This is a genomic window from Streptomyces bicolor, assembly GCF_000719285.1.
GTDB lineage: Bacteria > Actinomycetota > Actinomycetes > Streptomycetales > Streptomycetaceae > Streptomyces > Streptomyces bicolor.
The window spans coordinates 57,245-81,481 of record NZ_JOFS01000030.1 but is presented as its reverse complement, the minus strand read 5'-3'; the positions used below and the strand labels follow the sequence as shown (position 1 = coordinate 81,481).

The window sequence follows — 24,237 nt, the reverse complement described above, 5'->3', positions numbered from 1 at the left end:
GAGCCATAAGGTATTGCGCAGGACCATTGATTGGGAAGGGGGTCCGGCCACATGTCGCAGGCGGACACGGAGCACGGGGCGCCCGGGGCCGACGACCGGCTGACGTCGGTGCTGCGGCCGGTGCGGGCCGGCAACGGCTTCGAGGAGGCACTGGAGCAGATCCTCCAGGTCGTCCGGCTCGGCCTGGTTCCGGGCGGCGAACGGCTGCCGGCGGAGCGGGAGCTGGCCGACCGGCTCGGGATCAGCCGGGTGACGCTGCGCGAGGTGCTGAAGGTGCTCCAGGACCAGGGCCTCGTCGAGTCGCGGCGCGGGCGCTACGGCGGAACATTCGTGCTGCCACGCTCGGAAACCCCCGGCGAGGAGGAACTGCGCCGCCGCCTGAAGGACGTCGACGTCGAGGACGCGCTGCGCTTCCGCGAGGTGCTGGAGGTGGGCGCGGCCGGACTGTGCGCGGCGCACGGGCTGGACGAGGAACAGGCGAACCGCCTCCGGGAGGCCCTGGCCCGCACGCACGACGCCCCGCTCGCCGAGTACCGCCGCCTGGACACCCTGCTGCACCTGACGCTGGCCGAGCTGTCCGGCTCCCCCACGCTCACCGCCCAGTACGCGGCCGTCCGCGCGACCGTCAACGACCTCCTCGACTGCATCCCGCTCCTCGTCCGCAACCTGGAGCACTCCCAGCGCCAGCACACCGCCCTGGTGGAGGCCGTGATCGAGGGCAACGCCGAGTGCGCGCGGGAGATCATGCGCGAGCACTGCGGGGGGACGGCGGCGCTGTTGCGGGGCTTCCTGGGCTGACCGGCGCGACCCATCGGCGGGCGGGGATTTACCGGCGATTAACGCACGGGTATTGCTTTCCCGTGGTTGACAGCGCAAAGGTATGGATCCATTCCATTGAGCCGGAGCTCGGTCGACCCCACCGTGCCCGGAAATGCCCGGTGTCCGTCGCCCCGTGGGGAGTCTGCGATGTCCCAGGAATCCACCAGCACACGCGCCGCCGCGGAGGCGGACGACTATCTGGAGCGCAGAACGCTCCGCCGCGGCAGCGCCGGCTGGGTGCTGCTGACCGGTCTCGGTGTCGCCTACGTCGTGTCCGGCGACTACTCCGGCTGGAACTTCGGCCTGGCCGAGGGCGGCTTCGGCGGCCTCGCGATCGCCATGGTGCTCATGGGCGCGATGTACGCCTGCATGGTCTTCGCCCTCGCCGAGCTGTCCTCGATCCTGCCGACGGCGGGCGGCGGCTACGGCTTCGCCCGCCGGGCGCTCGGCCCGTGGGGCGGCTTCCTGACCGGTACGGCGATCCTCATCGAGTACGTCCTCGCGCCCGCCGCCATCGTCATCTTCATCGGCGACTACGTCGAGTCGCTGGGCCTGTTCGGCCTGGAATCCGGCTGGCCGGTGTACCTGGTCTGCTTCGCGATCTTCCTCGGCATCCATCTGTGGGGGGTGGGCGAGGCACTGCGCTTCAGCTTCGTGGTCACCGGCATCGCGGTGGTGGCCCTGGTCGTGTTCGCGCTGGCGGCGCTGCCCGACTTCTCCTTCGCGGCGCTGGACGACATCCCGGTCGACTCCTCGGCGGCGGGTTCGAGCTCCTGGCTGCCGTTCGGTCTGCTCGGCATCTGGGCGGCGTTCCCCTTCGGCATGTGGTTCTTCCTGGGCGTCGAGGGCGTGCCGCTGGCCGCCGAGGAGACCAAGGAGCCGGCCCGTACGCTGCCGAAGGCGATCCGCTGGTCGATGGCGATCCTGGTGGTGCTGGCCGTGGTGACCTTCTTCGCGGCGGCCGGCGCACGCGGCTCGGCGGCGATCCAGGAGGCGGGCAATCCGCTGGTGGAAGCCCTTCAGCCGGACGGCGAGGCCACGGCCCTGAGCCGGATCGTGAACTACGCGGGCCTGGCGGGCCTGGTGGCGTCGTTCTTCTCGCTCATCTACGCGGGCTCGCGCCAGCTGTTCGCCCTGTCCCGCGCGGGCTACCTGCCCCGCTTCCTGTCCCTCACCAGCAGCCGCAAGGCGCCGTACCTGGGCCTGCTGGTGCCCGGCACGATCGGCTTCCTGCTGGCGGCGGTGTCGGGCGACGGCGCGCGGATGCTGAACATCGCGGTCTTCGGCGCCACCATCTCCTACGCGCTGATGTCCCTGTCGCACATCGTGCTGCGCCGCCGGGAGCCGGAACTGCCCAGGCCGTACCGGACGCCGGGCGGTGTGCTGACCTCCTCGGTCGCGCTGGTGCTGGCCTGCGCGGCACTGGTGGCGACGTTCCTGGTGGACGTGACGGCCGCGTTGATCGCGCTCGCGGTGTACGTGGTCGCGATCGGGTACTTCGGCCTGTACAGCCGTAAGCGTCTGGTGGCGAAGGCGCCGGAGGAGGAGTTCGCGGCGCTGGCCGCGGCCGAGGCAGAGTTGGCGCGGGACTGAAACGTCGAGGAACGTCGCGGGAGAGGGAGTCGCTGTGGCCAGGCCGCTGATCGGGGTCAGCACCTATCTGGAAGCCGGTGCGCGCTGGGGCGTGTGGGAACTGGACGCGGCGCTGCTGCCGGTCGGGTATCCGCGGCTGGTGCAGCGGGCGGGCGGCCTGGCCGCGATGCTCCCGCCGGACGACCCGGCGCTCGCCGCCGATGCCGTGGCCCGGCTGGACGGGCTGGTGATCGCGGGCGGCCCGGACGTCGAGCCGGTCCGCTACGGCGCGCAGCGTGAGCCGCGCACCGGGCCGCCGGCGCGGGAGCGGGACGCGTGGGAGCTGGCGCTGATCGACGCGGCGCTGGCGGCGGGGCTGCCCCTGCTGGGCATCTGCCGGGGCATGCAGCTGCTGAACGTCGCCCTCGGTGGGACGCTCGTCCAGCACATCGACGGTCATGCGGAGGTCGTGGGCGTCTTCGGCAGCCACACCGTCAAGCCGGTGCCGGGGAGTCTGTACGCCGGTGTCGTGCCGGAGGAGACCTCGGTGCCGACGTATCACCATCAGGCCGTGGACCGACTGGGGGAGGGTCTTGTCGCGTCGGCGTACGCGGTGGACGGGACGGTGGAGGCGGTGGAGTTGCCGTCGGGCGGCGGGTGGGTGTTGGGGGTGCAGTGGCATCCGGAGATGGGGGAGGATCTGCGGGTGATGCGGGGGTTGGTGCGGGCCGCCGCCGGCTGACGCCGGGTGTTTCTCGCCCCCGCCGCCCCTACCCGTCCCGTCCTCCAGGGGCTCCGCCCCTTCGACCCCGCCAGGGGGCTCTGCCCCCTGGCCCCCCGCTCCTCAAACGCCGGAGGGGCTGACTTACTCAGCCCGTCCGGCGTTTGAGGACGAGGCCCCTTCAGGGCCGAAGCGGGGGTCTGGGGGCGGCAGCCCCCAGGGATGGGACGGGTAGGGGCGGCGGGGGCGAAAACTGTCTACCCCCGCGTCAGCGACAGCAGGTCCCGCGCCGGGCCCACCGGGCGGTGCCCCGTCGGCCAGACCGCACGGAGGTCCCGCGCCAGGGAGACATCGGCCAGCGGGACGCTCACCAGGCGGCGCATCGACAGCTCCTCCCCGACGGCCAGCTCACTCAGCACCGCCGGCCCCGCCCCGCTCACCGCCGCCGCCTTCACCGCGGTCGTCGAGGACAGCTCGATCAGAGGGCGAGCCAGACCCCCCAGCGCCGCGTCCAGCACCTGACGCGTACCCGACCCCTTCTCCCGCAGGATCAGCGGCGTCGCCGCCAGCTCGTTCGCCTCCAGCGGCCGCCGCCGACGCGACCACACGTGACCCGGCGCCGTCACCACGATCAGGTTGTCGTGGGCGATGACCACGGAGTCCAGGCCGGTCGGGACCGACAGCCCCTCCACGAACCCGAGATCCGCCTCGTCCGCCAGCAACCGCTCCGCCACGGCCGCCGAGTTCCCGGCGAGCAGCGACACCGCCGTGTCCGGCCGCTGGGCGCGCAGCGCGAGCAGCCAGCCCGGCAGCAGGTACTCCGCGATCGTCATGCTCGCCGCCACCCGCAACCGCGAGTCACGCCGGTCCCGCAAGGCCTGCGCCCCCGCGTCGAACGCCTCCGCCGCCTCCACGATCCGCCGCGCCCAGTCCGTGACAAGCGCCCCGGCGTCCGTCAGCCGCGAGCCCCGCGGTGAACGGTCCACCAACGCCACGCCCAGCTGGCGCTCCATCGACCGGATCCGGCTGCTCGCCGCCGGCTGAGTGATCCCCAGCTCACGCGCCGCCCCACCGAGACTGCCGAGCCGCGCCACCGCCAGCAACAGCTCCAGCGCGCCGAGATCCGGAACGCGGTGCGCCAAGGATCCCGCGCGCAGTTGCCCCTCCGCCGCCTGTGTCATAAGTCCAGTTTATGTCGCCATAGAGGCGAACTCCCTGGTGGAGGGCGACAGCCGCACCGACCCTGAGCCCATGGTCACCGCCGTCCGTCACCTCGGACCCAACTGGTACGCCTCCGTCATGGGCACCGCCGCCGTCGCCACCGCCGGAGCCGCGCTGCCGTTTCAGCTCCCTGGCCTGCGCACGATCTGCGCAGCCGTCTGGGCGCTCTCCCTCGTCCTGCTCGTCGTCCTGCTCGCCGCCCGCGCCCTGCACTGGATCCACCACCGCGACCAGGCCCGCGCCCACCTCCTCGACCCGGCCACGGCGCCCTTCTACGGCTGCCTGGCCATGGCCCTGCTCGCGGTCGGCGGCGGTGCCGTCACCGTCGGCCGGGACTGGATCGGGACCGGGGCGGCGGTCGCGCTCGACACCGTGCTGTTCGGCGCCGGTACGGTCGTCGGGCTGGCGGCCGCCGTCGCCGTCCCGTACCTCATGGCCGTACGCCATCGCATCGAGCCGTCACAGGCCACGCCCGTATGGCTGCTGCCGCTCGTGGCGCCCATGGTGTCGGCCGCGCTGGGGCCGCTCCTGGTGCCGTATCTGCCGCCCGGGCAGGCCCGGGAGACGTTGCTGCTCGCCTGCTTCGCGATGTTCGGGCTCAGTCTGCTCGCCACCCTGCTGATGCTGCCGCTGGTCTTCGCCCGGATCGTCGCCGGCGGGCCGCTGCCACTCGCCCTCACCCCGACCCTCTTCCTGGTACTGGGCCCGCTCGGGCAGTCCACCACCGCCGTCGGCAGCTTCGCGGACGTCGCCCCGGGCGTGGTCCCGGCCCCGTACAGCGGGGGCTTCGGCGTGCTCGCCGTCCTCTACGGCGTGCCCGTCATGGGCTTCGCGCTGCTGTGGTTCGGGCTCGCCACCGCCCACGTCCTGCGCGCCCGGCGGCACGGCATGGGGTTCGCGATGACCTGGTGGGCGTTCACCTTCCCGGTCGGCACCTGTGTCACCGGCGCCGCGGCACTGGCCCGGCACACCGGGGTCGTGGTCTACGAGGGACTCGCCGTCGGGCTGTACGTCGTGCTCGTCGGCGCCTGGGCCGTCGCCGCCGCGTGCACCGCGCGCGGTCTGCTCAGCGGTGTGCTGCTCGCAGCGCCTCGGACAGCACTCCCGGCGCCTCGGCCAGCGACGGGCCGTACCAGGTCAGGTGCCGTCCGCTGACCAGCGCGCAGGGCAGGCCGGGGAAGGCCTCGGGGCCGTCGTCGGCCGTGAAGCGGTACGGCTCGTCCGGGAGGACGACGACGTCGGGGGACGCGGCGCGCAACTCGTCCAGGGGGATGCGCGGGTAGCGGTCCTCGTGCGTCGCGTACAGGTGGTCCACGCCGAGGCGGGCCAGGACGTCGCCCGCGAAGGTGTCGCGGCCCAGCACCATCCAGGGGCGCCGCCAGATCGGGACCACCGCCGTCGTACGGCGCTGCGGGGGCGGAAGCGACGACCAGGTCTCCTCCGCATCCTCCAGCCACCGCGGGCGCGCCGTCGCCCCGCAGGCGTCCAGCACACGGGCCAGCTCGCGCAAGGCCTGCGGGACGTCCCGTACCTCGGTCACCAGGACCTCGACGCCGGCCGCGCGGAGGGCGGCGAGGTCGGGCTCGCGGTTCTCCTCCTCGTTGGCGATCACCAGGTCGGGGGCGAGGGCGACGATGCCGTCGACCTTGGGGTTCTTGGTGCCGCCGACGCGGGTGACGTCCAGGTCGGCCGGGTGACCGCACCAGTCCGTGGCGCCGACGAGGACGCCGGGGGCCGAAACCGCCACGGCCTCCGTCAGGGACGGCACCAGGGAGACGACGCGCATCAGCGCCCCGGCCGGTCCCGGACCGCCTCGATGTGCTCCGCCACCGCGACGACGACCACGCGCGTGTCCGGCACGGTCGCCCGCCAGCGATGACGCACCCCGCCGGTGAGGTACAGGGTGTCGCCGCGGCCGAGCCGGTAGGCGCGGCCCTCCGCCTCTATCTCCACGGCGCCGTCCGCGACGTACATCAACTGGTCGTTGCGGTACTGGAATTCACGGCCCGCGTCATGGTCGCCGGTGAACTCCGAGGCGTGCATCTGGTGGTGACCGCGCACCAGGGACCGGGTCCGTGGTTCCGGCGCCAGTTCGGTGAGGTCGGCCCGGACCACGTCCACGCTGCACGCCGGGTCGGCGGCGGCGAGGAGCTCGACGGCGGTCGTACGCAAGGCGTCGGCGACCTTTTCGAGGGAGCTTCTGCTGGGGCGTGCCCGGTCGTTCTCGACCTGGCTCAGGAAGGGCACGGACAGGCCGCTGCGCTCGGCCACGACGGCGAGGGTGAGGTCCAGCGCGCGGCGTCGCCGCCGTACGGCCGCGCCCACCCGAAGAGGCTGCTCTTTGTGGTCGCCCATCGCTCCGGCTCCCTCCTTCGCTCGTCGCTCCACTGGCCGGGCGCCCGCCGTCCGGCGCACACCTTCTGTTGGGTTCCTTGCACCCTACGCATGTTCGGCAAACCGTTTCATGCGCCCGTCACATCGACGACACATCGGGGGGAGTACGACCCATCGGTTCGCGCCAGCGGATCGGCTCCCCCGACACACCGGTCACCCCCATGCCACCCCTGACTCCCGCTCAGCGCAAGAGATCCGCCGCTTTTGTTCAATGCTCCGGGGACCGTCCGTGTTCCCTCGTCCTCCCAGGCTGGAGAAGCAGGTCAGCGGGCCCGCCGGGGACTGCCTGCCGAGTCGTCAAGGCGGTGGCGGCGGTGGGGAGTTGGCCTGGCCGAGTTCGGGTGGTGGGGTAGCGCTGCGTGGTTGTCCGGATCCTTTTCGTGGCATGCCGTGTGACTATGCGGCCAAACCGAGAGGGGTGGGCCCGCCGTACGTGAGGGGAAAACGTACGGCGAGACCCACCCCTCGGGCGGCGGTCCGGGCCCGTCAGGTCACCCGGCCGCCTGGCTCTTCGGCTCCGATCCGGCGACCGGAGCCCACTTGTCCAGCAGCCCCGGGTTCTGCTTCAGCCAGGTGCGGACGGCGTCCTGCTCCTTGCCCTTGCCGGCCTTCGTGATCTGCGACTCCAGCCCGGTGAGCTGCTCCTCGGTCATCGAGAAGTCCTTCAGCCACTCGCCGACCTCGGGGTTGTCCTCGGCGAAGCCCTTGCGGGCGAGGGTGTGCACGCCGTCGCCCTTGCCCCAGGCGCCCTTGGGATCCTTGAGCTTCTTGAGGTCGTAGTCGCTGTACGCCCAGTGCGGCGACCAGAGCGTGACGACGACCGGCTCCTTCTTGGCGTACGCCCGCTTGAGCTCGGCCAGCATCGCGGGCGTCGAGCCGTCCACGACGTCGTACGTGCCCTGAAGGCCGTACTCCTTGAGGACCTTGTCCTTGAGCAGGCCCATCATTCCGGCGCTCGGCTCGATGCCGATGATCTTGCCCTTGAACTCGGAGGACTTGTTCTTGAGGTCCTCCAGGGAGTTCACGTCCTTCATGTACGACGGCACGGTGAGCTCCAGGGAGGTGGGACCGTACCAGGAGCCGAGGTCGTCGAGCTGCTTCCCGAACTTCTGCCAGTACTCGGCATGGGTGGTGGGCAGCCAGGCGTCCGTCTGGAAGTCGAGCTGGCCGGTGGCGACGCCGGTGTAGAGGGGACCCGCGGCGTACTGGGTGGTGGTGACCTTGAAGCCGCGTCGCTCCAGCAGTTCCTTCCACAGGTACGTGGACGCGATGCCCTCGTCCCAAGGGATGTACCCGATCTTGATCTCCTTGCCCTTGCCGACATCCGTGGCGGAGGCCTCGGCAGTGCCGGCGGAGGGACCGAAGGTGCCCAGGCCGCCCGCCACGAGGGCCAGGATCGCCACCCCGGCGACCGCGACGACGGGGCGGGGGCGGTAGCTCCAGATCTTGGTGTTGCCCGCGGCACGGGCCTTGGCGGCGGTGCGGCGGCCGAGCGGGGAGATCTGCGCGCCGAGCGCGCCGGTGATGCGGTCCAGGTAGATGGCGAGGACGACGATGCCGACGCCCGCCTCGAAGCCGAAGCCGATGTCGAGCTGGCCGATCGCCTCGTTGACCGCGCCGCCGAGGCCGCCGGTGCCGACCATGCCGGCGATGACGACCATCGACAGGCTCAGCATGATCACCTGGTTGACGCCCGCCATGATCGTCGGCAGGGCGAGCGGCAGCTGGACCCGCAGCAGGGTGTCGCGGGGTGTGGTGCCGAACGCCTCGGCGGCCTCGACCAGCTCGGCGTCGACCTGCCGGATGCCCAGCTCGGTCATGCGGACGCCGGGGGCGAGCGCGAAGATCAGGGTGGCGATGACACCGGCGGCGGTGCCCAGGCCGAAGAAGAGGATGGCCGGGATCAGCAGGACCATCGACGGCATCGTCTGGAGCAGGTCCAGCACGGGCCGCAGCGCCGCGCTGACCGTCCTGGAGCGGGCCGCCCAGATGCCCAGCGGGATCGAGATCACCAGCGCGATGACCGTCGCCACCAGCACCAGGGCCAGCGTCGACATGGCCCGGTCCCACAGGTCGAGCGAGTCGACCAACGCGAACCCGGCGAAGCCGAGGACGCCCGCGACCAGGCCGCGCAGCCACCAGGCGAGCACGGCGAGGATGCCCGCGAGGAGCAGGGGCTCGGGCGCGGTCAGGACGGCGTTCACGCCGTCGTACATGCCCTCGACGACCGCCTTGATCGCGTCGAAGAGCCAGCCCATGTGGGCGACGAGCCAGTCCACACCGGAATCGACCCAGTCACCGAGAGGGAGCCTAGGCATGCGCGATCACCTTCCCCTCCGGGTTGTCGCAGGGCGATGGATCGGCCGTCTCGTCGCCGAGGAAGGCGACCAGCCGCTGCCGCGGCACGACTCCGATGACCTTGTTCGCCCCGTCCACGACCGAGACGCGGTGCGACAGCCGGGCACTGATCGCGCACAGCTCCGCGAACGTCGTCTCGCTGGTCGCGGTCTCGCAGGCGCAGAGGGGGGCGTCGGCGGTGACGGAGGTGTCCATGAGGGCGGCCGCGGTCAGCACACGGGAGCGGTCGACGTCCTGGATGAAGGAGGCGACGTAGTCGTTCGCCGGACGCAGGAGGATGTCCTCCGCCGAGCCGGTCTGGACGATACGGCCGTCGCGCATGACCGCGATGCGGTCGCCCAGGCGCATGGCCTCGTTGAGGTCGTGGGTGATGAAGACGATCGTCTTCTTCAGGGTGCGCTGCAGTTCGAGCAGCTGGTCCTGCATGTCACGGCGGATCAGCGGGTCGAGCGCGCTGAAGGACTCGTCCATCAGGAGCAGGTCGGCGTCGGTGGCGAGGGCGCGGGCGAGGCCCACGCGCTGCTGCATACCGCCGGACAGCTCGTCGGGCCAGGACTTCTCCCAGCCGCCCAGGCCGCACAGCTGCAGGGCCTCGGCGGCGCGCTTCTCGCGCTCGGCCCGGGGCACGCCCTGGACGGCGAGACCGTAGGCGGCGTTCTCCAGGACGCTGCGGTGCGGGAAGAGCGCGAAGTGCTGGAACACCATGCTGATCTTCTGTGCGCGGACCTCGCGCAGCTCGCGGTCGCTGAGCGCCGTCAGGTCCTGGCCGTCGAAGCGGACGTGGCCCGCGGTCGGCTCCAGGAGCCCGTTGAGCATGCGCAGCAGCGTGGACTTGCCGGACCCGGACAGGCCCATGACGACGAAGATCTGGCCGGGCTCCACGGTGAAGGAGGCGTCGATCACGGCGGCGGTGGTGCCGTCGGCGCGCAGCTCCTCGCGGTCGGCTCCCTGGCGGAGCCGCTCGACGGCCTCGTCCGGTCGTCTGCCGAACACCTTGTAGAGATGTTCGGCCTCAAGCCTGGATGACACGGGTACCTCTTGTCTCGACGGCGGATGGAGGGGCGACGGGCGCGGCAGTTGAACGTGCAAGCGACGTCACTCCGAGGCCGCGCCTGCCCGGGTTCTCCGGGCACAAACGCACAAGTGGTCCAGGCCACAGAAATGGCATACAGCGCAACTTGTTGCGCAGGTGGAGAGCGCGGCAGGGCCGCGGTGCCGCACCGAAGAGCCGCTGTCAGTGCCGTACGGCATGATGCGTGGCGTGACCGGACGACTGATGCTCCTCGACACCGCCTCGCTCTACTTCCGCGCCTACTTCGGCGTCCCGGACTCCGTGAAGGCGCCGGACGGCACGCCGGTGAACGCCGTGCGCGGGCTCCTCGACTTCATCGACCGCCTGGTCAAGGACCACCGCCCCGACCAGCTGGTGGCCTGCATGGACGCCGACTGGCGGCCGCAGTGGCGGGTCGAGCTGATCCCCTCCTACAAGGCACACCGCGTCGCCGAGGAGCACGAGGTGGGGCCGGACGAGGAGGAGGTGCCGGACACCCTGTCGCCGCAGGTGCCGGTCATCGAGGCCGTCCTCGACGCGCTCGGCATCGCGCGCGTGGGCGTCGAGGGGTACGAGGCGGACGACGTGATCGGCACGTTCACCGGCCGGGCGAAGGGCCCGGTCGACATCGTCACCGGCGACCGCGACCTGTACCAGCTGGTGGACGACGCGCGCGGGGTGCGGGTGCTGTACCCGCTCAAGGGCGTGGGCACGCTCCAACTGACCGACGAGGAGTGGCTGCGCGAGAAGTACGGCGTGGACGGCCGGGGGTACGCGGATCTGGCGCTGCTGCGCGGCGACCCCAGCGACGGCCTGCCGGGCGTGCCCGGGATCGGCGAGAAGACGGCCGCGAAGCTGCTGGCCGAGTTCGGCGACCTGGCCGGGATCATGGCGGCGGTCGACGACCCGAGGGCGAAGCTGACGCCGGCGCAGCGCAAGCGGCTGGACGAGTCGCGGCCCTACCTCGCCGTCGCGCCGACGGTGGTCCGGGTCGCGGCCGACGTGCCGCTGCCCGAGGTGGACACCGCGCTGCCGCGTGCACCCCGCGATCCGGCGGGGCTGGACGAGCTGGCGGTGCGGTGGGGGCTGGGCGGGTCGCTGCAGCGGCTGCTCGTGACGCTGGGGGCGTGAAGGGCCCGAGCGGGTGAATGGGTCTTGGGAGGCGGGGAATTCGGTCCTGCGTGCACGACATGCACCTCATTCATGAACGTTCATAGCGGCATTCCCCGGGCGGAGGTGCTAACTTAGGTAAACCTAAGCTTGGAACGAGGGAGGCCAGTGATGGCGCTACGCCCTGCCCGCAAGCCGCGGAAGCCCCACTCCGCGCAGGTCATCCGTACCGAACGGCTGACCCCGCACATGCAGCGTGTGGTGCTCGGGGGTGAGGGGCTCGCCGACTTCGCGGCGGACACCTGCACGGACCATTACGTCAAGATGCTGTTCTCCCCCGTCGGCGTGAGCTATCCCGAGCCGTTCGACCTGGAGCGCATCCGCGAGGAGCTGCCGCGCGAGCAGTGGCCGGTGACGCGGACGTACACCGTGCGGGCCTGGGACCCCGAGCACCGTGAGCTGACGCTGGACTTCGTGCTGCACGGCGACGAGGGCCTGGCCGGTCCCTGGGCGATGCGCGCCCAGCCGGGCGAGATCGTGCGGTTCATGGGCCCGGGCGGCGCCTACGCCCCCGACCCCGACGCCGACTGGCATCTGCTCGTCGGCGACGAGAGCGCGCTGCCCGCGATCGCCCGCTCCCTGGAGTCGCTGCCCGACGGCGCCACGGCGTACGCCTTCGTGGAGGTCGCCGGCCCCGAGGAGGAGCAGAAGATCGACTCCGATGTGGAGGTCGTCTGGCTGCACCGAGGCTCCCGTCCCATCGGCGAGGCGCTGGTCGAGGCCGTCCGCTCGCTGGACTTCCCGGCGGGCCGGGTGCACGCGTTCGTGCACGGCGAGGCGCACTTCGTGAAGGAGCTGCGCCACCTGCTGCGGGTCGAGCGCGGCGTGCCCCGCGAGGATCTGTCGATCTCCGGCTACTGGCGGCTCGGCCACAACGAGGACGGCTGGCAGGCCTCCAAGCGGGACTGGAACGCGCGGATCGAGGCGGAGCAGGAGGGGGCGAAGCCGGCCGCCTAGGCCTGTGCTTGGGTTTTGGAGGGGCGGCACCTTCAGAGGTGCCGCCCCTTCACCGTGTCCGGGGCTCACACCGACCGCTGGTACGACCGGAAGGTCCGTATGGACAGCCACACCGCGGCGACAGCCAGGGTCAGCAACCCGCCGCCCCGGATGAGGACATCACCCCAGTCGGGCCGGCCGGACATGGCCGAACGGCCCGCGACCATCGCCCAGTCGAGCGGGTTGAAGTCGGCGACGTGCCGCATCCAGCCGGGCATCTGCGACGGCGCCATGAAAGCGGAGGACAGGAAGGTCAGCGGCAGCAGCAGGAAGGTGTTGATGCCGATGATCGACTCCCGCTCCCGCACCAGCATCCCCAGCGCGTTGGACAACGCCCCGAAGACCGTCCCGAGCAGGACCGAGGCGACGACCAGGACGGCGATGCCGACGACGCCGCCCGGGTAGTCGGCACCGCCCAGCAGGCCGAGCAGCACGATGACGACCGACTGGAAGGCGGTGACCAGGCCGTTGTTGACGACGTTGCCGTTCATCAGGGCGGCCCGGCTGACCGGGGTGGTCAGGAACCGGTCGAGGGTGCCCCGCTGGATCTCGTCGAGGGTGCCCATCCCCGCCCACATGTTGGAGCTGAGGGCACTCATCACGACGACGCCCGGCACCAGGTAGTCCAGGTACGAGGTGGTGCCGAAGCCGCCGAGTTCGACGACCTTCTTGAAGAGGCTGCCGAAGAGGAACAGCCAGATCACCGGCTGGATCAGGGTGATGACGGCGTACGCGGGCTGCCGTACGAACACCATGAGTTGACGTTGCGTCATGTACCAGGTCTGGGCGACGGCGGTGCTCATCGCGCACCTCCGGTCCCGGCGAGGACGAGGTCCCCGGCGCTGTCGGCCTCGGCGTCCGCGTAACGGCGGCCGGCGTAGCGGAGGTAGACGTCGTCGAGGGACGGGCGCGCGACGGTCGCCGTGGCGACACCGACCCCGGCGCGGTCGAGCGCGGCGAGGAGCGCGGGCATCGCGGCGGCCCCTTCGTCGGCGCGGACGCTGACGCGGCGCCCGTCGACCAGCACCTCGTGCACGCCCGGCAGCCCGCCGAGGGCGCCGTTGAGCAGCGTGCGGCCGGCCTCGCCGATCGCCTGGCGCAGCTCCACATGGACGGCGTCACCGCGGAGTTCACCCTTGAGGGAGTCCGGGGTGCCCGCCACGACGACCCGGCCCCGGTCGACGATCGCGATACGCTCGGCGAGCCGGTCCGCCTCCTCCAGGTAGTGCGTGGTGAGCAGGACGGTCAGGCCGTCCTCGCCGGCCAGCCGGCCGATCTCGTCCCACATCGCGGCGCGGGTCTCGGGGTCGAGGCCGGTGGTGGGCTCGTCGAGGAAGAGCACCTCGGGCCGGTGCACCAGGCCGAGGGCGACGTCGAGACGGCGGCGCATCCCACCGGAGTAGCCCTTGACGGTGCGGTCGGCGGCGTCGGCGAGGTGGAACCGGTCGAGCAGCTCGGCGACCCGGCGACCGAGGCCGGCGCGGCTCAAACCATGGAGCCGGCCCTGGAGTCGGAGGTTCTCACGGCCCGTGGCGACCGGATCGGCGCCGGAGTTCTGGGCGACCACGCCGATCGCGCGGCGCACCCGGTCCGGGTGGCGCAGCACGTCGTGGCCCGCGACGGTGGCCGAGCCCGAGTCGGGCCGGGCCAGGGTGGTGAGGATCTTGACGGTGGTGGACTTGCCGGCGCCGTTGGGCCCGAGGAGGCCGAAGACGGTGCCCGGCTCGACGGTGAGGTCCATGCCGCCCAGGGCGGTGACATCGCCGTAGGTCTTGATCAGTTGACGCGCCTCGACTGCGGGCGCGCGGGTTGCCCCGCTGCTGGTACTCATGACGACTGCTCTCCTGGTGAGCGGACTCGTGATCGATCCGCGTGAGCAGTGCCGGGCTATCCTGGGTGTGCCGCACCTCGATGACCCGGTTCTGCCCCACGGCGGATCCGTTTCGGGGTTCGCGACCCCGGCGGAGCTGCTGCAACAGCCCTGCCGGGGTCCTTCTCATGATGTGAACTCGGCCGGAAACTCCCCCGTTTCATGGAATCGCCGCCACGACTCGACGCCCGGCAGCGAACCCTTCTTGATCTCCTCGAGGAACCCGCCGACCCATTTCGCCTGCGCCTCGACCATGTGCAGTTGGTACTCGACCTCGATGAGGAACAGCCTCGGCACCCTCTCGTAGAGCTTTTCGAGGGCGCCCCGGCCGCTCGCCACCTGCACTTCCAGCGAGCTCAGCCGCATCTCCAGCAGCCGCGCCACATCCGCGGGAGGCAGCGCCGACATCAGGGAGAGGGCCGTCTCGAAGATCGGGTACTCCTTGGCCGGGACGGCGATCAGATCGGACAGCCACTCGGCCATCTCCTCGCGCCCGGCCTCGGTGAGCCCGTAGACCGTGCGCTCGGGGCGGTTGCCCTGGCGTTCCACACCGGCGACCTCGACGAAGCCGTGCTTCTCGAGGTTCTGCACGACCGTGTACAGCGAGCCGTAGTTGGTCTTCGTGCTGGCGTCCTTGCCCTGGCTGCGCAGGGTCTGGGCGATCTCATACGGATGCATCGGCTTCTGCCAGAGGGTCGTCATCACGGCGAGCGCCAAGGGGTTGGTGAGCTTGCGGCGCTTCCTCGCCATGACGACCACCTCGCTTCCGAATATCCGCAGCCGAACATATCGCGAGTCGCGGGAATGCGTCAATAGACACGATGTATCGCGATCGAGGGCTGCCGCCAGGGGCCGGCGGCGTCCACCGTGAGGACCTGGGATCACCTCAGACATGAGCACGTCATGCGAACGAAACAGCTCCTCCCTAATTTCTGTCGCCCGACAGGAATTCTCGCGCCGCTGTGCGAAAGCAGGTTGCCGCCATGACGAGCACCGCCCCCGCCGCCCCTCGCCCCGACCCGCCGCTGGATCCTGACGAGCGCGTACTCGCCGGGTTCGGGTACCGCCAGGAACTGCACCGCAGCCTCGGCCGGTACGCGTCCTTCGCGGCCGGCTTCTCCTTCATCTCCGTCCTGACGACCGTCTTCCAGTTCTTCGCCTTCGGGTACGCGTTCGGCGGCCCCGTCTTCTTCTGGGCCTGGCCCGCGGTCCTCGTCGGACAGCTGCTGGTGGCCGCGTGCTTCGCGGAACTGGCCGCGCGCTACCCGATCTCGGGCGCTGTCTACCAGTGGTCGTCACGCCTGTCGAACGTCACCTTCGGCTGGTTCGCCGGCTGGATCATGGTGATCGGGCAGGTCGTGGTGGTCGCGGCGGCCGCGCTGGCGCTGCAGATGGTGCTGCCCGCCATCTGGTCCGGCTTCCAGCTCATCGGCACCGACCCCGCGCCGACCTCGGCGGACGGCGCGGCCAACGCGGCGCTGCTCGGCGTCCTCCTGCTGGTCCTGACCACGCTCGTGAACCTCATGGACAACCGTGTGCTGTCGCTGGTGAACCGGGTCGGGGTGACCGCCGAGATCATCGGCGCGGTGCTGATCATCGCGCTGCTGCTGACCCACTCCGAGCGCTCCCCCGGCATCACCTTCCACACCGAAGGCGCCGCCGAGTCGGGCCTGTTGGGCGCGCTGCTGGTCGGCTCGTTCACGGCGGCGTACGTGATGATCGGTTTCGACAGCGCGGGAGAGATGAGCGAGGAGACCCACCACCCGCGCCGCACCGCGCCCCGCACGATCCTCACCGCGCTGGGCGCGGCCGGTCTGCTGGGCGGACTGCTGGTGCTCGGCGGGCTGCTCGCCGCACCCAGCCTCACGGACGGCCGGCTGGCCGTCGACGGGCTGAGCTACGTCCTGACGAGCAGCCTGGGCGACGGCGTGGGCCGGGTGCTGCTGGCCGACGTCGTGGTGGCGATCACGGTGGCGACCCTCGCCATCCAGACGGCCGCCTGCCGGATGCTGTTCTCGATGGCCCGCGACGGCCAACTCCCGTTCTCCGGACGCCTGGCGAAGGTCAACCCGCGCACCGGCATGCCGGGCGCGCCCGCCCTGGTGGTCGGCGCCCTCGCGGCGGCCCTGCTGCTGCTCAACTTCGCCTCACCGGAGGCGTTCCTGGCCATCGGCACGACCTGCATCGTGCTGCTCTACCTGGCGTACGCGATGGTCACCGGCCCCCTCCTGATCGCCCGCCTGCGCGGGCGGTTCACCACCACCGGCACCGACGAGACGGGCGCCCGCCTGTTCTCCCTCGGCCGCTGGGGCGTCCCGGTCAACGCCCTGGCCCTGCTGTACGGCCTCGTCATGAGCGTCAACCTCGCCTGGCCACGGGCGGCGGTGTACGACCCGGCGGGCGGGCACTGGTACTTCCAGTACTTCACCGTGCTGTTCCTCGGCGTGACGGTGGTCGCGGGTGTCGGCTTCCGGACGTACCGGCGGCGCACGGCACCCGTGAGCACCGACCCGGAGCCGACAGCACCCGAAGCCGCCGCCTAGGCACGTCCCCCCGCCGCTCGGTCGCCCTGCACGCGCGCGTGCAGATGCATGTCGTGCCAGCCGTCCATGTGCAGGGCGGAGCTGTGCTTGGTGCCCTCCACGTGTCGTCGAGCGCCCAGCGGGCCGGCGTGGTCGTGGCGCGGGCCGCGACGGCCCCGGCCTCGCGCCTCGGCGGTGGTCCAGCAGGCGACCTCGGCCGTGCCGTCGTCGAGGTGGATCTCGCGCAGGCCGACGCGCCCCAGCAGACGGTCGGTGTCGGCGTCGACGACGGCCCACTGGGCGCCCGCTCCTCCGCCCAGGCCTTCAGCCACTCCTCGATCCAGCCGCCGACCTCCTCCACCGAGTCGGCGGCGCGGACGTGCCACTGGTGCATCACCGGGTCCTGGAAGGCCGCGTGCACGGCGGGCGCGTCCTCAGCCCGCCAGGGACGCAGAAGGAGGCCGTCACCGGTAGGGAGGCCGGGCTGCGGATTGCGGGCGAGGGTTCCGGCGGGCAGGACAGGGCTGGTCAGAAAGGGCATGCGCCGGATCTTGCCCACGCGCCAAGGCGTGGCCCACCGTCCTTCCGGGCGCCGTACGCTTGATCGTGATGAGACGCCGTACCCCGCCCCCGCCCTCTCCCCTGCCGCAGCGCGACGGGGTCGACGCGGTGCGGGTGCGGCTGCCGTTCGAGGGGGCATGGGCCACCGTGCGGGAGCATCTGGTGGAGCGGCTCTCGGGGGCCGGGCCCGGGGTCGTCACCGGGATGTTCGACTCGGGGCTGATCGTCGGGGAAGACGGGAAGCCGGTGGCGGCGGACGCGGCGTATGTGCCGGGGATGTTCGTCTGGTTCCACCGGGAGCTGCCCGAGGAGGTGCGGGTGCCGTTCGCGGTCGACGTCGTGTACCGCGACGAGCACATCGTCGTCGCCGACAAGCCGCACTTCCTGGCCACGACACCGCGCGGCGGCCATGTCACCGAGACCGCGCTGGCGCGGCTGCGCCGGGAGCTGGGCCTCCCGACACTGAGCGCCGCACACCGGCTCGACCGGCTCACCGCCGGGCTGGTGCTGTTCACGGTGCGGCCCGAGGAGCGGGGCGCGTATCAGGGGCTGTTCCGCGACAAGCGGGTGCGCAAGGAGTACGAGGCCGTGGCGCCGTACGATCCCGAGCTGGCCCTGCCCCGGACCGTGCGCAGCCGCATCGTGAAGGAGCGCGGGGTGCTCACCGCCCTGGAGGTCGACGGCGAGCCGAACGCCGTCACGCACGTCGAGGTCGTCGAACACCGGGAGGGGCTTGCCCGGTACCGGCTGACGCCCGCCACCGGACAGACCCACCAGCTACGGGTCCACATGAACGCCCTGGGCGTACCCCTCCTCGGCGACCCGCTGTACCCCGAGGTGACCGCCCCCGCGCCGGCCGACGACTTCCGACGCCCGCTCCAACTGCTGGCGCGGGCGCTGGAGTTCACCGATCCGGTGACGGGGGCGGCACATCGGTTCCGGAGCCCGCGGACCCTTGAGGCCTGGGCCTCGTACGCCGGGTGGGCGGCGGGGTAGCCGAACATCGCCGCACGCTGCGGACGGACCCGTGCGGTGTCGGGCCTGAATCCGTGCCGGTGTCCGGGCCGGGCCCGGGCCGGTGTCCGAACGCGCGCCGCGCCGCCGGCCGAGTGCCGTGTGCGGTTGCGCTGGTGGACGCCGACCCGGGTTCGCCGCTCAGTTGCCCCGCCACCACCGCAGGAACCGTCGCCAGGCCCCCTTCGGCCGCACCGGTTCCGGCGTCGTCGCCGAAGCCGGAGCCGGCGTCGGCGCGGGTGGCTGTTCGGCGGACGGCTGGGGGGCCGGGGTGGGTGTCGGCTGGGCCTGGGGCGTGCCGACCTGCCAGGTGGCGCGCTGGGGCGGGACCGGGGCGTGGCCCGGCTTCTGCATCACGTCCTGCGGCGGTTTCGGCGCGAAGCGGACCGGCAGTTCCACCAGGTGGGCCGACATCATCGACTGCCGCCACTCCAGCTCTTCCTCGGGGCAGTCGAGTTCCACGTCGGGCAGCCGCATCAGGAGCGCGTCGACGCCGACCTCGGCGATCGCACGGCCGATGTCCGCACCCGGGCACTCGTGCGGGCCGCCGCCGAAGGCGAGGTGGGACCGGTTGCCCATCATGTTGGCGGACAGGTCGGGACGTACCCGGGGGTCGACGTTGCCGGGGGCGGGAGCGAAGAGCAACCCGTCGCCCTTGCGGATGTGCTGACCGCCCAACTCCGTGTCCTGCTTGGCGAAATAGCCCAGGACCGCGCTGAACGGCGGCTCGTCCCACAGGGACTGCTCGACCGCCTCCGGCACGGTCATCTGACCGCCGCTGAGCTGGGCGCGGAAACGCGGGTCGGTGAGGACGACGCGCAGCACGTTGGCGAGGAGGTTGGCGGTGGCCTCGTAGGCCGCGATGAGCACGACACGCAGGTGCTGGCCGACCTCCTCGTCGGTCAGCCGCGCCGGGTGGTTGATCAGGTGGGTGGTGAAGTCCTCCTGCGGCTGGGCCCGGCGCTTGCCGGTGAGCCGCATGAGGGCCTCCATGATGTACGCGTTGCTGGCGATCGCGGTCTCGGTGCCCTTGAGCATGTCGCGGGCGGCCTCGACGATCCGGTCGTTGTACTCCTCGGGCATGCCGAGGATCTCGCACATCACGGCCATGGGCAGATGCTCGGCGTACTGGGCGACCAGGTCGGCGCGGCCCTCCTCGCAGAACCGGTTGACGAGCCGCTGCGTGGAACGGTTGATGTGCCGGCGCAGACCGCGGTGGTCGATGGTGGACATGGCGCCGGTGACCGCTCCGCGCAACCGCAGGTGTTCGTCGCCCTCGGCGTGGGAGCAGATCGGCTGCCAGGTGATGAGCGGCATCAGCGGGTGGTCGGGCTTGACCATGCCCTCCAGCAGCGGGGTCCAGATACGGCTGTCCCGGCAGAACTGCGAGGGCGTACGCACCATGTGCAGGTTCTCGGTGTGACCGAGGACCACCCACATCGGCACGTCGTCGTGGAGTAGTACGGGCGCCACCTGCCCGTGTTGCTCGCGCAGCTGCTCGTACAGCTCGCCCAGGTCCTCCGCCTCGTGGAGCCGGTGCAGTCCTCCGGGTCCGAGTCCATGGGCCGGGCAGCCGGGCGGCGGGGCGGGAAAGGCGTCGTGCGTACCGGTCGTGGAAGGGGATTCAGGCGTCACAGTGGTCGCTCCGAAGTGGATCCGGTGTCTGGGGAGTCGTCTGGGGAGTCAAGGTGCCCGCCGTGCGGGCGGTTGTGGATACGGGCGGATGAGATGTCGCCGGACGCGAGGGGGTGGGCCGCTCCGGCGGACGGGCCTGCCTGGGCGAGCCCTGCCTGAGCGCGGCCCTACCTCAGCGCGCCCGACATGGCGAGCGAGTGCAGGAAGTGCATCAGGGTCATCAGGACGTCACGACTGGACGCCCGGCGGCGTGCGTCGCACTCGATGATCGGGATCTCCTCGTCGAGGTCGAGCGCCGCGCGCAGATCGGCGATGGCGTAACGGGGCGCGTCGGGGAAGGAGTTGACGGCGACGACGAACGGCACGCCGCGCTCCTCCAGTCGCCCTATCACGTCGAAGCTGACTTCGAGCCGACGGGTGTCGATCAGCACGACCGCGCCCAGCGCGCCCTCGAACAGCCCGTTCCACAGGAACCAGAAGCGCTCCTGGCCGGGCGTGCCGAAGAGGTACAGCACGAGCTGGTCGGTGATGCTGATCCGGCCGAAGTCCATGGCGACGGTGGTGGCGGTCTTGGAGTCCGAGCCGAAGTTGTCGTCGACACCGATACCGGCCTGCGTCATGGTCTCCTCGGTGGTCAGCGGCCTGATCTCGCTGACGGAACCGACCATGGTCGTCTTGCCGACTCCGAAGCCACCCACGATCACGATCTTGACCGCGGCCTCGGCCGTGTGCGGCAGCTGGTCCTCGGTCCGTGGACCGGGGATGGTGTCAGAGCCTTTGAAGTCCATGCATCACCGCTTCGAGAAGGGACCGGTCGGCGACGGCCTGGCGCACGATCGGGGCGCGCGCCGTCACCAGGTCGGCCGTCAGCATGTCGGTGAGCAGGACCGTCATCGCACTGAACGGCAGACTGAGATAGGCCGAGAGCTCGGCCACGGACAGGGGGGTCGTGCAGAGCCGGAGCAGCGCCGCCTGCTCGGGCGCGGCGGAGGGCGGTGGGTCGGCGCTCGCCACGATTAAGGTGACGAGGTCGAGCTCGGCCCGCTCGGCCCCGTCCTTCCCGGCCACCACGAAGAGCCTTTCCGGGTTCTTCTTCTGCCTCGGCTGGGGAAGGCGTGGGGGCGGTTGTCCTTTGGGGTATCGCCGCTGGCGTTGCGGAGGAGTCATACGGTCTGCCCGTTGCGCCTCGACGGACTGGTGAGATGGGCGCCGATGCGGCCGACGAGGTCGGACATGCGGTTGCTCATCAGGCCCGGTTCGGCGAACGTGTCGGAGAGCACGGCGAGATAGGCGTTGGCGCCGGCGGCCATGAGATAGAAGTAGCCGCCGTTGATCTCGATGAGGACCATCTTCATCTTGCCGTCGCTGTTCGGGATCTCCGTGGCGACCGCGCTCGCCAGGCTCTGCAGGCCGGCGCAGGCCGCGGCGACGCGGTCGGCGGTGTCCGGGTCGCCGCCGTAGCGGGCGATGCGCAGGCCGTCGGCGGAGAGCACCACGATCATCTCGATGCCCGGTACGCCGTCGTGGAGCTCCTTGAGCATCCAGTCGAAGTTGGCGCGCTGCTGGATCACTTGTGGTCCCCCTCGTCGTCGGCCTCGCGGCGGGCCGGTTGGGTTCGCGGCTGGAGTGTGTAGGGGTCGGGCTTGTCCTTGAGTCCGTTCCAGAACGCCTCGACCCAGGCACCGGGAGCGGGTTCGTCCTTCTCCGGCTCGGGCACGGGCTCGGGTTCGGGCTTCGGCGTCGACCAGATGGTCGGCCTGCCCTCCCGTTCGGCCCGTTCGATGGCCGCCTGCTCGGCGAGCCGCTTGCTGAGCGGGGTCTTGACCCGGCTGCGGCGCTGCGGCAGGCCGCCCGCGGTCCACTCGGTGACCACGGGGACGTCGTCCTCCATGGAGACCGTGGCGGGGATCTTCGGGCTGGTGGGGCGCCGCTTCTTGGGGGTGCGCTTGGGACCTTCGAGCGCACCGGGTCCGAGCTTGGGCGCCGACACGGCACCGATGCCGTGCGCGTATCCGGGCGCGGCGTCGGTGGTCAGCATCTCGCGCGGGATCACGAGGACGGCACGGACGCCGCCGTACGCGGAGGTGCGCAGGGAGACCTGCATGTTGAACGCCGTGCACAGGCGGCCCACGACGGCGAGGCCGAGTCGCGGGGACTCGCCGAGTTCCTGGAGGTCTCCGCCCATCTTGGCGCGCTCCAGCATGCCCTCCACCCGGGCCCGGGCCTCCTCGCTGAGGCTGACGCCCGCGTCCTCGATCTCGATCGCGATGCCCGTCTGCACCTCGGTTGCGGTGACGTGCACCTCGGTCTGCGGCGGCGAGTAGCGCGTGGCGTTGTCGAGGAGTTCGGCCGCGGCGTGGATGACCGGCTCCACGGAGATGCCGCGGATGTTGACCTGGGCGATGGAGTCCAGCTTGATGCGGCGGTACTCCAGGATGCGGGACATGGCGCCACGCAGCACGCTGTACAGCTGGACGGGGTTGGGCCACTGACGGCCCGGGCGGCCACCGCCGAGCACGGAGATGGAGTCGGCGAGGCGGCCGATCAGCATGGTGCCGTGGTCGATGCGCAGCAGGTCGTCGAAGACCTCGGGGTTGCGGCCGTGGTCCTCCTCCATCTCCCGCAGTTCCACGGCCTGTTGGTGGACGATCGCCTGGACGCGGCGGGCGATGTTGACGAAGGAGCGCTGGGCGGAGTCGCGCAGCGATTCCTCGTAGTCGACGATGTCGAGCATCGACTTCACCAACGCGATCTGCGCCGAGGGGAGTTGGGCGTAGGACGGGTCGATCTCGGCGAGGTCGCGAATCACCTCATAGGGTGAATTGCCACAGCGCAGCCGATAGATCGCGGCGGGCGTGATCTCCGTGGCGAGGCGGACCATCTCCTCGTCGTGGGCGGCGACACGCCGTTCCAGATACGCGGTGTGACGGGCGTGCTCGGCCCGCTCGTCCCGCAGGGCACGGCCGCTGCGCAGCACCTCGGCCGCGGATGCCAGCACCAGCAACAGGGCCACGGCACCGCACACGCCGACGGCCGTCCGGGCCGGTTCCGCCACCACGGCGACGGCGGCTCCGGTTGCCGCGGCCATGACTATGGCGGGCAGCAACAGGACGCGCACGTACGGGAGTTCACGGCGACGGGGCGGGGATTGAACGCTCACCATGTGGGCCCTCTGAAACGAATCGGGTGGGTGTAGGGGGAGCTTGCAGCGGGGTACGTCATGGGTATGTCGGAATTTTCTGCACGTTTGGGAACAAGCGCACGAATACGCCTCAACTCGGTGCGCTGCGGGCGAGCTTAGTCCGACCGGATCATCGCCGTGTCATATTCAGCAAGCACCTGAAATGGGGTGCGCGAGAGGAGTACGCTCGGCTCCATTTATACGCTCGGCTTACATTCGTACACGGCCTGTCACGGCGTAAGGGTGTACGAAAAATACTCACCGTGACGGGTGAAGGGTGAGCTTGTGGCGGGGTCCGGCGAGGATTCGGACCTGGTTCGGCCGGAGGTTCAGATCCCCGCGATGCGCAGCGCCGCGTCCGCCGTGGCCTCGGCGAACACCGACACCGGGCGCTCCGGGTCGGAGCGGTGGACGAGGATGACGCCCTCGATCAGACCGAAGACCAGATCCGTACGCAGGTCCAGCTCACCCTTGGACAGCGCGCCGCCCGCAGCCGTGGCGGCGAGCAACTGGCGGTACGAATCCTTGAGTTCGGCGCGCACGGCATGGAAGCCGGCGAAGCGCTCGGCGCGCACCTCGGGCAGCAGGTACAGCCCGCCGAGGTTGTGCGGGCCGCCGCACAGCAGCTCCACGTCCGCGCGGCACAGTTCCCACAGCCGGTCCTCGGCCGGGGTGGCGTCGTCGGCGAGGAGCTGACGGGCGTACGTGAGGGAGGGCGTGACCGTGGACTCCAGGAGGTCGGCGAGGAGTTCCTCCTTGCCGGAGACGTAGTGGTACATCGACGCCTGCCGCATGCCCGCGCGCTCGGCGACGGCACGGGTGGTGGTCGCGGCGTAACCCCGGGTGGTGAACAACTCGGCGGCGGCAGCGAGGAGTTCGGCACGCGGTTCCAGCCCGCTGTCCGCCCGCTGAGCGACCCGCGGCCGACCGACCCGGCGGCTTCCCGGCCCACCTGACGTACCCATGGGTTCGATCCTCGCACATCGGGACGTACGACGATTTCGACGCGGGCGCGGAAGCTGCTGGTCAGCCTCCCGGGGGGTGCGCCGCGGGGCGGCACAGGTGGGCGCGGGAGGGCCTACCCGGCGGGCACGGAGGCCGCTGATCACCCTGCCGGGCACCGTCGCGCCGCTGGGGCGTCGCGGGTGGGCG

The 24,237-nt window shown here is 71.3% G+C and carries 22 protein-coding genes and 1 pseudogene; 8 read left to right on the top strand and 15 right to left on the bottom strand.

All coding sequences use genetic code 11. The annotated features are described in order from the left end of the window. The first annotated feature begins 51 nt into the window (after positions 1 to 51). The 3 genes from IF78_RS0131995 to IF78_RS0131985 all read left to right on the top strand — a co-directional run bounded on the left by IF78_RS0131995 (position 52) and on the right by IF78_RS0131985 (position 3,133). A complete protein-coding gene (locus IF78_RS0131995; protein WP_031486707.1) occupies positions 52 to 798 on the top strand; it encodes a FadR/GntR family transcriptional regulator in 747 nt (248 codons plus the stop codon). A 168-nt stretch (positions 799 to 966) separates the two neighbouring features. Continuing rightward, positions 967 to 2,412: an ethanolamine permease gene (gene eat, locus IF78_RS0131990; protein ID WP_031486706.1), complete on the top strand. Its 1,446-nt coding sequence runs from the start codon at positions 967 to 969 to the stop codon at positions 2,410 to 2,412. Between the two features lie 46 nt (positions 2,413 to 2,458). Further along, on the top strand, positions 2,459 to 3,133 hold the full coding sequence (locus tag IF78_RS0131985) for a gamma-glutamyl-gamma-aminobutyrate hydrolase family protein (RefSeq protein ID WP_031486705.1): 675 nt from the start codon (positions 2,459 to 2,461) through the stop codon (positions 3,131 to 3,133). 236 nt (positions 3,134 to 3,369) lie between these two features. Here IF78_RS0131985 and IF78_RS0131980 read toward each other — a convergent pair whose 3' ends face one another. Continuing rightward, entirely contained in the window at positions 3,370 to 4,293 is a 924-nt protein-coding gene (locus IF78_RS0131980) for a LysR family transcriptional regulator (RefSeq protein WP_031486704.1), read from the bottom strand. 70 nt (positions 4,294 to 4,363) lie between these two features. On the opposite strand from IF78_RS0131980, the gene IF78_RS0131975 reads away from it, so the two are divergent. Further along, positions 4,364 to 5,488: a TDT family transporter gene (locus IF78_RS0131975; protein ID WP_031486703.1), complete on the top strand. Its 1,125-nt coding sequence runs from the start codon at positions 4,364 to 4,366 to the stop codon at positions 5,486 to 5,488. Here IF78_RS0131975 and IF78_RS0131970 read toward each other — a convergent pair. From IF78_RS0131970 to IF78_RS0131955, 4 genes are all read right to left on the bottom strand, one after another. Continuing rightward, positions 5,400 to 6,119 carry a helical backbone metal receptor gene (locus tag IF78_RS0131970; RefSeq protein WP_031486702.1) on the bottom strand — a complete coding sequence of 240 codons (720 nt, stop codon included), beginning with the start codon at positions 6,117 to 6,119 and terminating at the stop codon, positions 5,400 to 5,402. The two genes, IF78_RS0131975 and IF78_RS0131970, sit on opposite strands and share 89 nt — an antisense overlap. Beyond that, entirely contained in the window at positions 6,119 to 6,688 is a 570-nt protein-coding gene (locus IF78_RS0131965; protein ID WP_031486701.1) for a helix-turn-helix domain-containing protein, read from the bottom strand. The genes IF78_RS0131970 and IF78_RS0131965 overlap by 1 nt, the downstream gene beginning before the upstream one ends. A gap of 530 nt (positions 6,689 to 7,218) precedes the next feature. After that, positions 7,219 to 9,045, bottom strand: coding sequence for an ABC transporter permease/substrate binding protein (locus tag IF78_RS0131960; protein WP_031486700.1), 1,827 nt, complete (start codon positions 9,043 to 9,045; stop codon positions 7,219 to 7,221). Then, on the bottom strand, positions 9,038 to 10,114 hold the full coding sequence (locus tag IF78_RS0131955) for a quaternary amine ABC transporter ATP-binding protein (protein WP_031486699.1): 1,077 nt from the start codon (positions 10,112 to 10,114) through the stop codon (positions 9,038 to 9,040). The genes IF78_RS0131960 and IF78_RS0131955 overlap by 8 nt, the downstream gene beginning before the upstream one ends. 223 nt (positions 10,115 to 10,337) lie before the next feature. Between IF78_RS0131955 and IF78_RS0131950 the strand changes: the two genes are divergently transcribed. Further along, positions 10,338 to 11,267 (top strand): 5'-3' exonuclease, encoded by a 930-nt coding sequence (locus IF78_RS0131950; RefSeq protein ID WP_234439938.1) that lies wholly within the window; start codon positions 10,338 to 10,340, stop codon positions 11,265 to 11,267. A 150-nt stretch (positions 11,268 to 11,417) separates the two neighbouring features. Then, a complete protein-coding gene (locus IF78_RS0131945) occupies positions 11,418 to 12,263 on the top strand; it encodes a siderophore-interacting protein (RefSeq protein WP_031486697.1) in 846 nt (281 codons plus the stop codon). Between the two features lie 65 nt (positions 12,264 to 12,328). On the opposite strand, the gene IF78_RS0131940 is transcribed toward IF78_RS0131945, so the two are convergent. The 3 genes from IF78_RS0131940 to IF78_RS0131930 form a co-directional block, all read right to left on the bottom strand. Then, positions 12,329 to 13,105: an ABC transporter permease gene (locus IF78_RS0131940; RefSeq protein ID WP_031486696.1), complete on the bottom strand. Its 777-nt coding sequence runs from the start codon at positions 13,103 to 13,105 to the stop codon at positions 12,329 to 12,331. Beyond that, entirely contained in the window at positions 13,102 to 14,133 is a 1,032-nt protein-coding gene (locus IF78_RS0131935) for a daunorubicin resistance protein DrrA family ABC transporter ATP-binding protein (RefSeq protein ID WP_031486695.1), read from the bottom strand. The genes IF78_RS0131940 and IF78_RS0131935 overlap by 4 nt, the downstream gene beginning before the upstream one ends. 165 nt (positions 14,134 to 14,298) lie before the next feature. Continuing rightward, the gene (locus IF78_RS0131930; protein WP_031486694.1) at positions 14,299 to 14,922 is read right to left on the bottom strand and encodes a PadR family transcriptional regulator; all 624 of its coding nucleotides are present in this window, start codon (positions 14,920 to 14,922) and stop codon (positions 14,299 to 14,301) included. A 233-nt stretch (positions 14,923 to 15,155) separates the two neighbouring features. On the opposite strand from IF78_RS0131930, the gene IF78_RS0131925 reads away from it, so the two are divergent. Then, a complete protein-coding gene (locus tag IF78_RS0131925) occupies positions 15,156 to 16,715 on the top strand; it encodes an amino acid permease (protein ID WP_031486693.1) in 1,560 nt (519 codons plus the stop codon). On the opposite strand, the pseudogene IF78_RS44060 reads toward IF78_RS0131925, so the two are convergent. Further along, positions 16,712 to 17,235, bottom strand: a pseudogene (locus IF78_RS44060) (GNAT family N-acetyltransferase). The gene IF78_RS0131925 and the pseudogene IF78_RS44060 overlap by 4 nt on opposite strands. Positions 17,236 to 17,303: 68 nt before the next feature. Here IF78_RS44060 and IF78_RS0131915 point away from each other — a divergent pair. Further along, positions 17,304 to 18,251 carry an RluA family pseudouridine synthase gene (locus tag IF78_RS0131915; RefSeq protein WP_031486692.1) on the top strand — a complete coding sequence of 316 codons (948 nt, stop codon included), beginning with the start codon at positions 17,304 to 17,306 and terminating at the stop codon, positions 18,249 to 18,251. A gap of 159 nt (positions 18,252 to 18,410) precedes the next feature. Here the strand turns inward: IF78_RS0131915 and IF78_RS0131910 are convergent, their stop codons facing one another. The 6 genes from IF78_RS0131910 to IF78_RS0131885 all read right to left on the bottom strand — a co-directional run bounded on the left by IF78_RS0131910 (position 18,411) and on the right by IF78_RS0131885 (position 24,050). After that, a complete protein-coding gene (locus IF78_RS0131910; RefSeq protein WP_031486691.1) occupies positions 18,411 to 19,904 on the bottom strand; it encodes a cytochrome P450 in 1,494 nt (497 codons plus the stop codon). 167 nt (positions 19,905 to 20,071) lie between these two features. After that, positions 20,072 to 20,692, bottom strand: coding sequence for a GTP-binding protein (locus IF78_RS0131905; protein ID WP_031486690.1), 621 nt, complete (start codon positions 20,690 to 20,692; stop codon positions 20,072 to 20,074). Further along, a complete protein-coding gene (locus IF78_RS0131900) occupies positions 20,673 to 21,071 on the bottom strand; it encodes a DUF742 domain-containing protein (protein ID WP_031486689.1) in 399 nt (132 codons plus the stop codon). Before IF78_RS0131900 ends, IF78_RS0131905 begins: the two co-directional genes overlap by 20 nt. Beyond that, positions 21,068 to 21,475, bottom strand: coding sequence for a roadblock/LC7 domain-containing protein (locus IF78_RS0131895; protein WP_031486688.1), 408 nt, complete (start codon positions 21,473 to 21,475; stop codon positions 21,068 to 21,070). Before IF78_RS0131895 ends, IF78_RS0131900 begins: the two co-directional genes overlap by 4 nt. Beyond that, entirely contained in the window at positions 21,472 to 23,067 is a 1,596-nt protein-coding gene (locus IF78_RS0131890; RefSeq protein WP_051828324.1) for a sensor histidine kinase, read from the bottom strand. Before IF78_RS0131890 ends, IF78_RS0131895 begins: the two co-directional genes overlap by 4 nt. 347 nt (positions 23,068 to 23,414) lie before the next feature. Beyond that, complete coding sequence (locus tag IF78_RS0131885) at positions 23,415 to 24,050, bottom strand: TetR/AcrR family transcriptional regulator (RefSeq protein WP_031486686.1); 636 nt, start codon at positions 24,048 to 24,050, stop codon at positions 23,415 to 23,417. Positions 24,051 to 24,237 lie beyond the last annotated feature (187 nt).

Bases quoted from the DNA above. Each gene is read 5' to 3' on its own strand.
- IF78_RS0131995 (WP_031486707.1), top strand. From the start codon at position 52: ATGTCGCAGGCGGACACGGAGCACGGGGCGCCCGGGGCCGACGACCGG.
- eat (WP_031486706.1), top strand. From the start codon at position 967: ATGTCCCAGGAATCCACCAGCACACGCGCCGCCGCGGAGGCGGACGAC.
- IF78_RS0131980 (WP_031486704.1), bottom strand. From the start codon at position 4,293: ATGACACAGGCGGCGGAGGGGCAACTGCGCGCGGGATCCTTGGCGCAC.
- IF78_RS0131975 (WP_031486703.1), top strand. From the start codon at position 4,364: ATGGTCACCGCCGTCCGTCACCTCGGACCCAACTGGTACGCCTCCGTC.
- IF78_RS0131970 (WP_031486702.1), bottom strand. From the start codon at position 6,119: ATGCGCGTCGTCTCCCTGGTGCCGTCCCTGACGGAGGCCGTGGCGGTT.
- IF78_RS0131965 (WP_031486701.1), bottom strand. From the start codon at position 6,688: ATGGGCGACCACAAAGAGCAGCCTCTTCGGGTGGGCGCGGCCGTACGG.
- IF78_RS0131960 (WP_031486700.1), bottom strand. From the start codon at position 9,045: ATGCCTAGGCTCCCTCTCGGTGACTGGGTCGATTCCGGTGTGGACTGG.
- IF78_RS0131950 (WP_234439938.1), top strand. From the start codon at position 10,338: ATGCGTGGCGTGACCGGACGACTGATGCTCCTCGACACCGCCTCGCTC.
- IF78_RS0131945 (WP_031486697.1), top strand. From the start codon at position 11,418: ATGGCGCTACGCCCTGCCCGCAAGCCGCGGAAGCCCCACTCCGCGCAG.
- IF78_RS0131940 (WP_031486696.1), bottom strand. From the start codon at position 13,105: ATGAGCACCGCCGTCGCCCAGACCTGGTACATGACGCAACGTCAACTC.
- IF78_RS0131935 (WP_031486695.1), bottom strand. From the start codon at position 14,133: ATGAGTACCAGCAGCGGGGCAACCCGCGCGCCCGCAGTCGAGGCGCGT.
- IF78_RS0131930 (WP_031486694.1), bottom strand. From the start codon at position 14,922: ATGGCGAGGAAGCGCCGCAAGCTCACCAACCCCTTGGCGCTCGCCGTG.
- IF78_RS0131925 (WP_031486693.1), top strand. From the start codon at position 15,156: ATGACGAGCACCGCCCCCGCCGCCCCTCGCCCCGACCCGCCGCTGGAT.
- IF78_RS0131915 (WP_031486692.1), top strand. From the start codon at position 17,304: ATGAGACGCCGTACCCCGCCCCCGCCCTCTCCCCTGCCGCAGCGCGAC.
- IF78_RS0131905 (WP_031486690.1), bottom strand. From the start codon at position 20,692: ATGGACTTCAAAGGCTCTGACACCATCCCCGGTCCACGGACCGAGGAC.
- IF78_RS0131900 (WP_031486689.1), bottom strand. From the start codon at position 21,071: ATGACTCCTCCGCAACGCCAGCGGCGATACCCCAAAGGACAACCGCCC.
- IF78_RS0131890 (WP_051828324.1), bottom strand. From the start codon at position 23,067: ATGGTGAGCGTTCAATCCCCGCCCCGTCGCCGTGAACTCCCGTACGTG.
- IF78_RS0131885 (WP_031486686.1), bottom strand. From the start codon at position 24,050: ATGGGTACGTCAGGTGGGCCGGGAAGCCGCCGGGTCGGTCGGCCGCGG.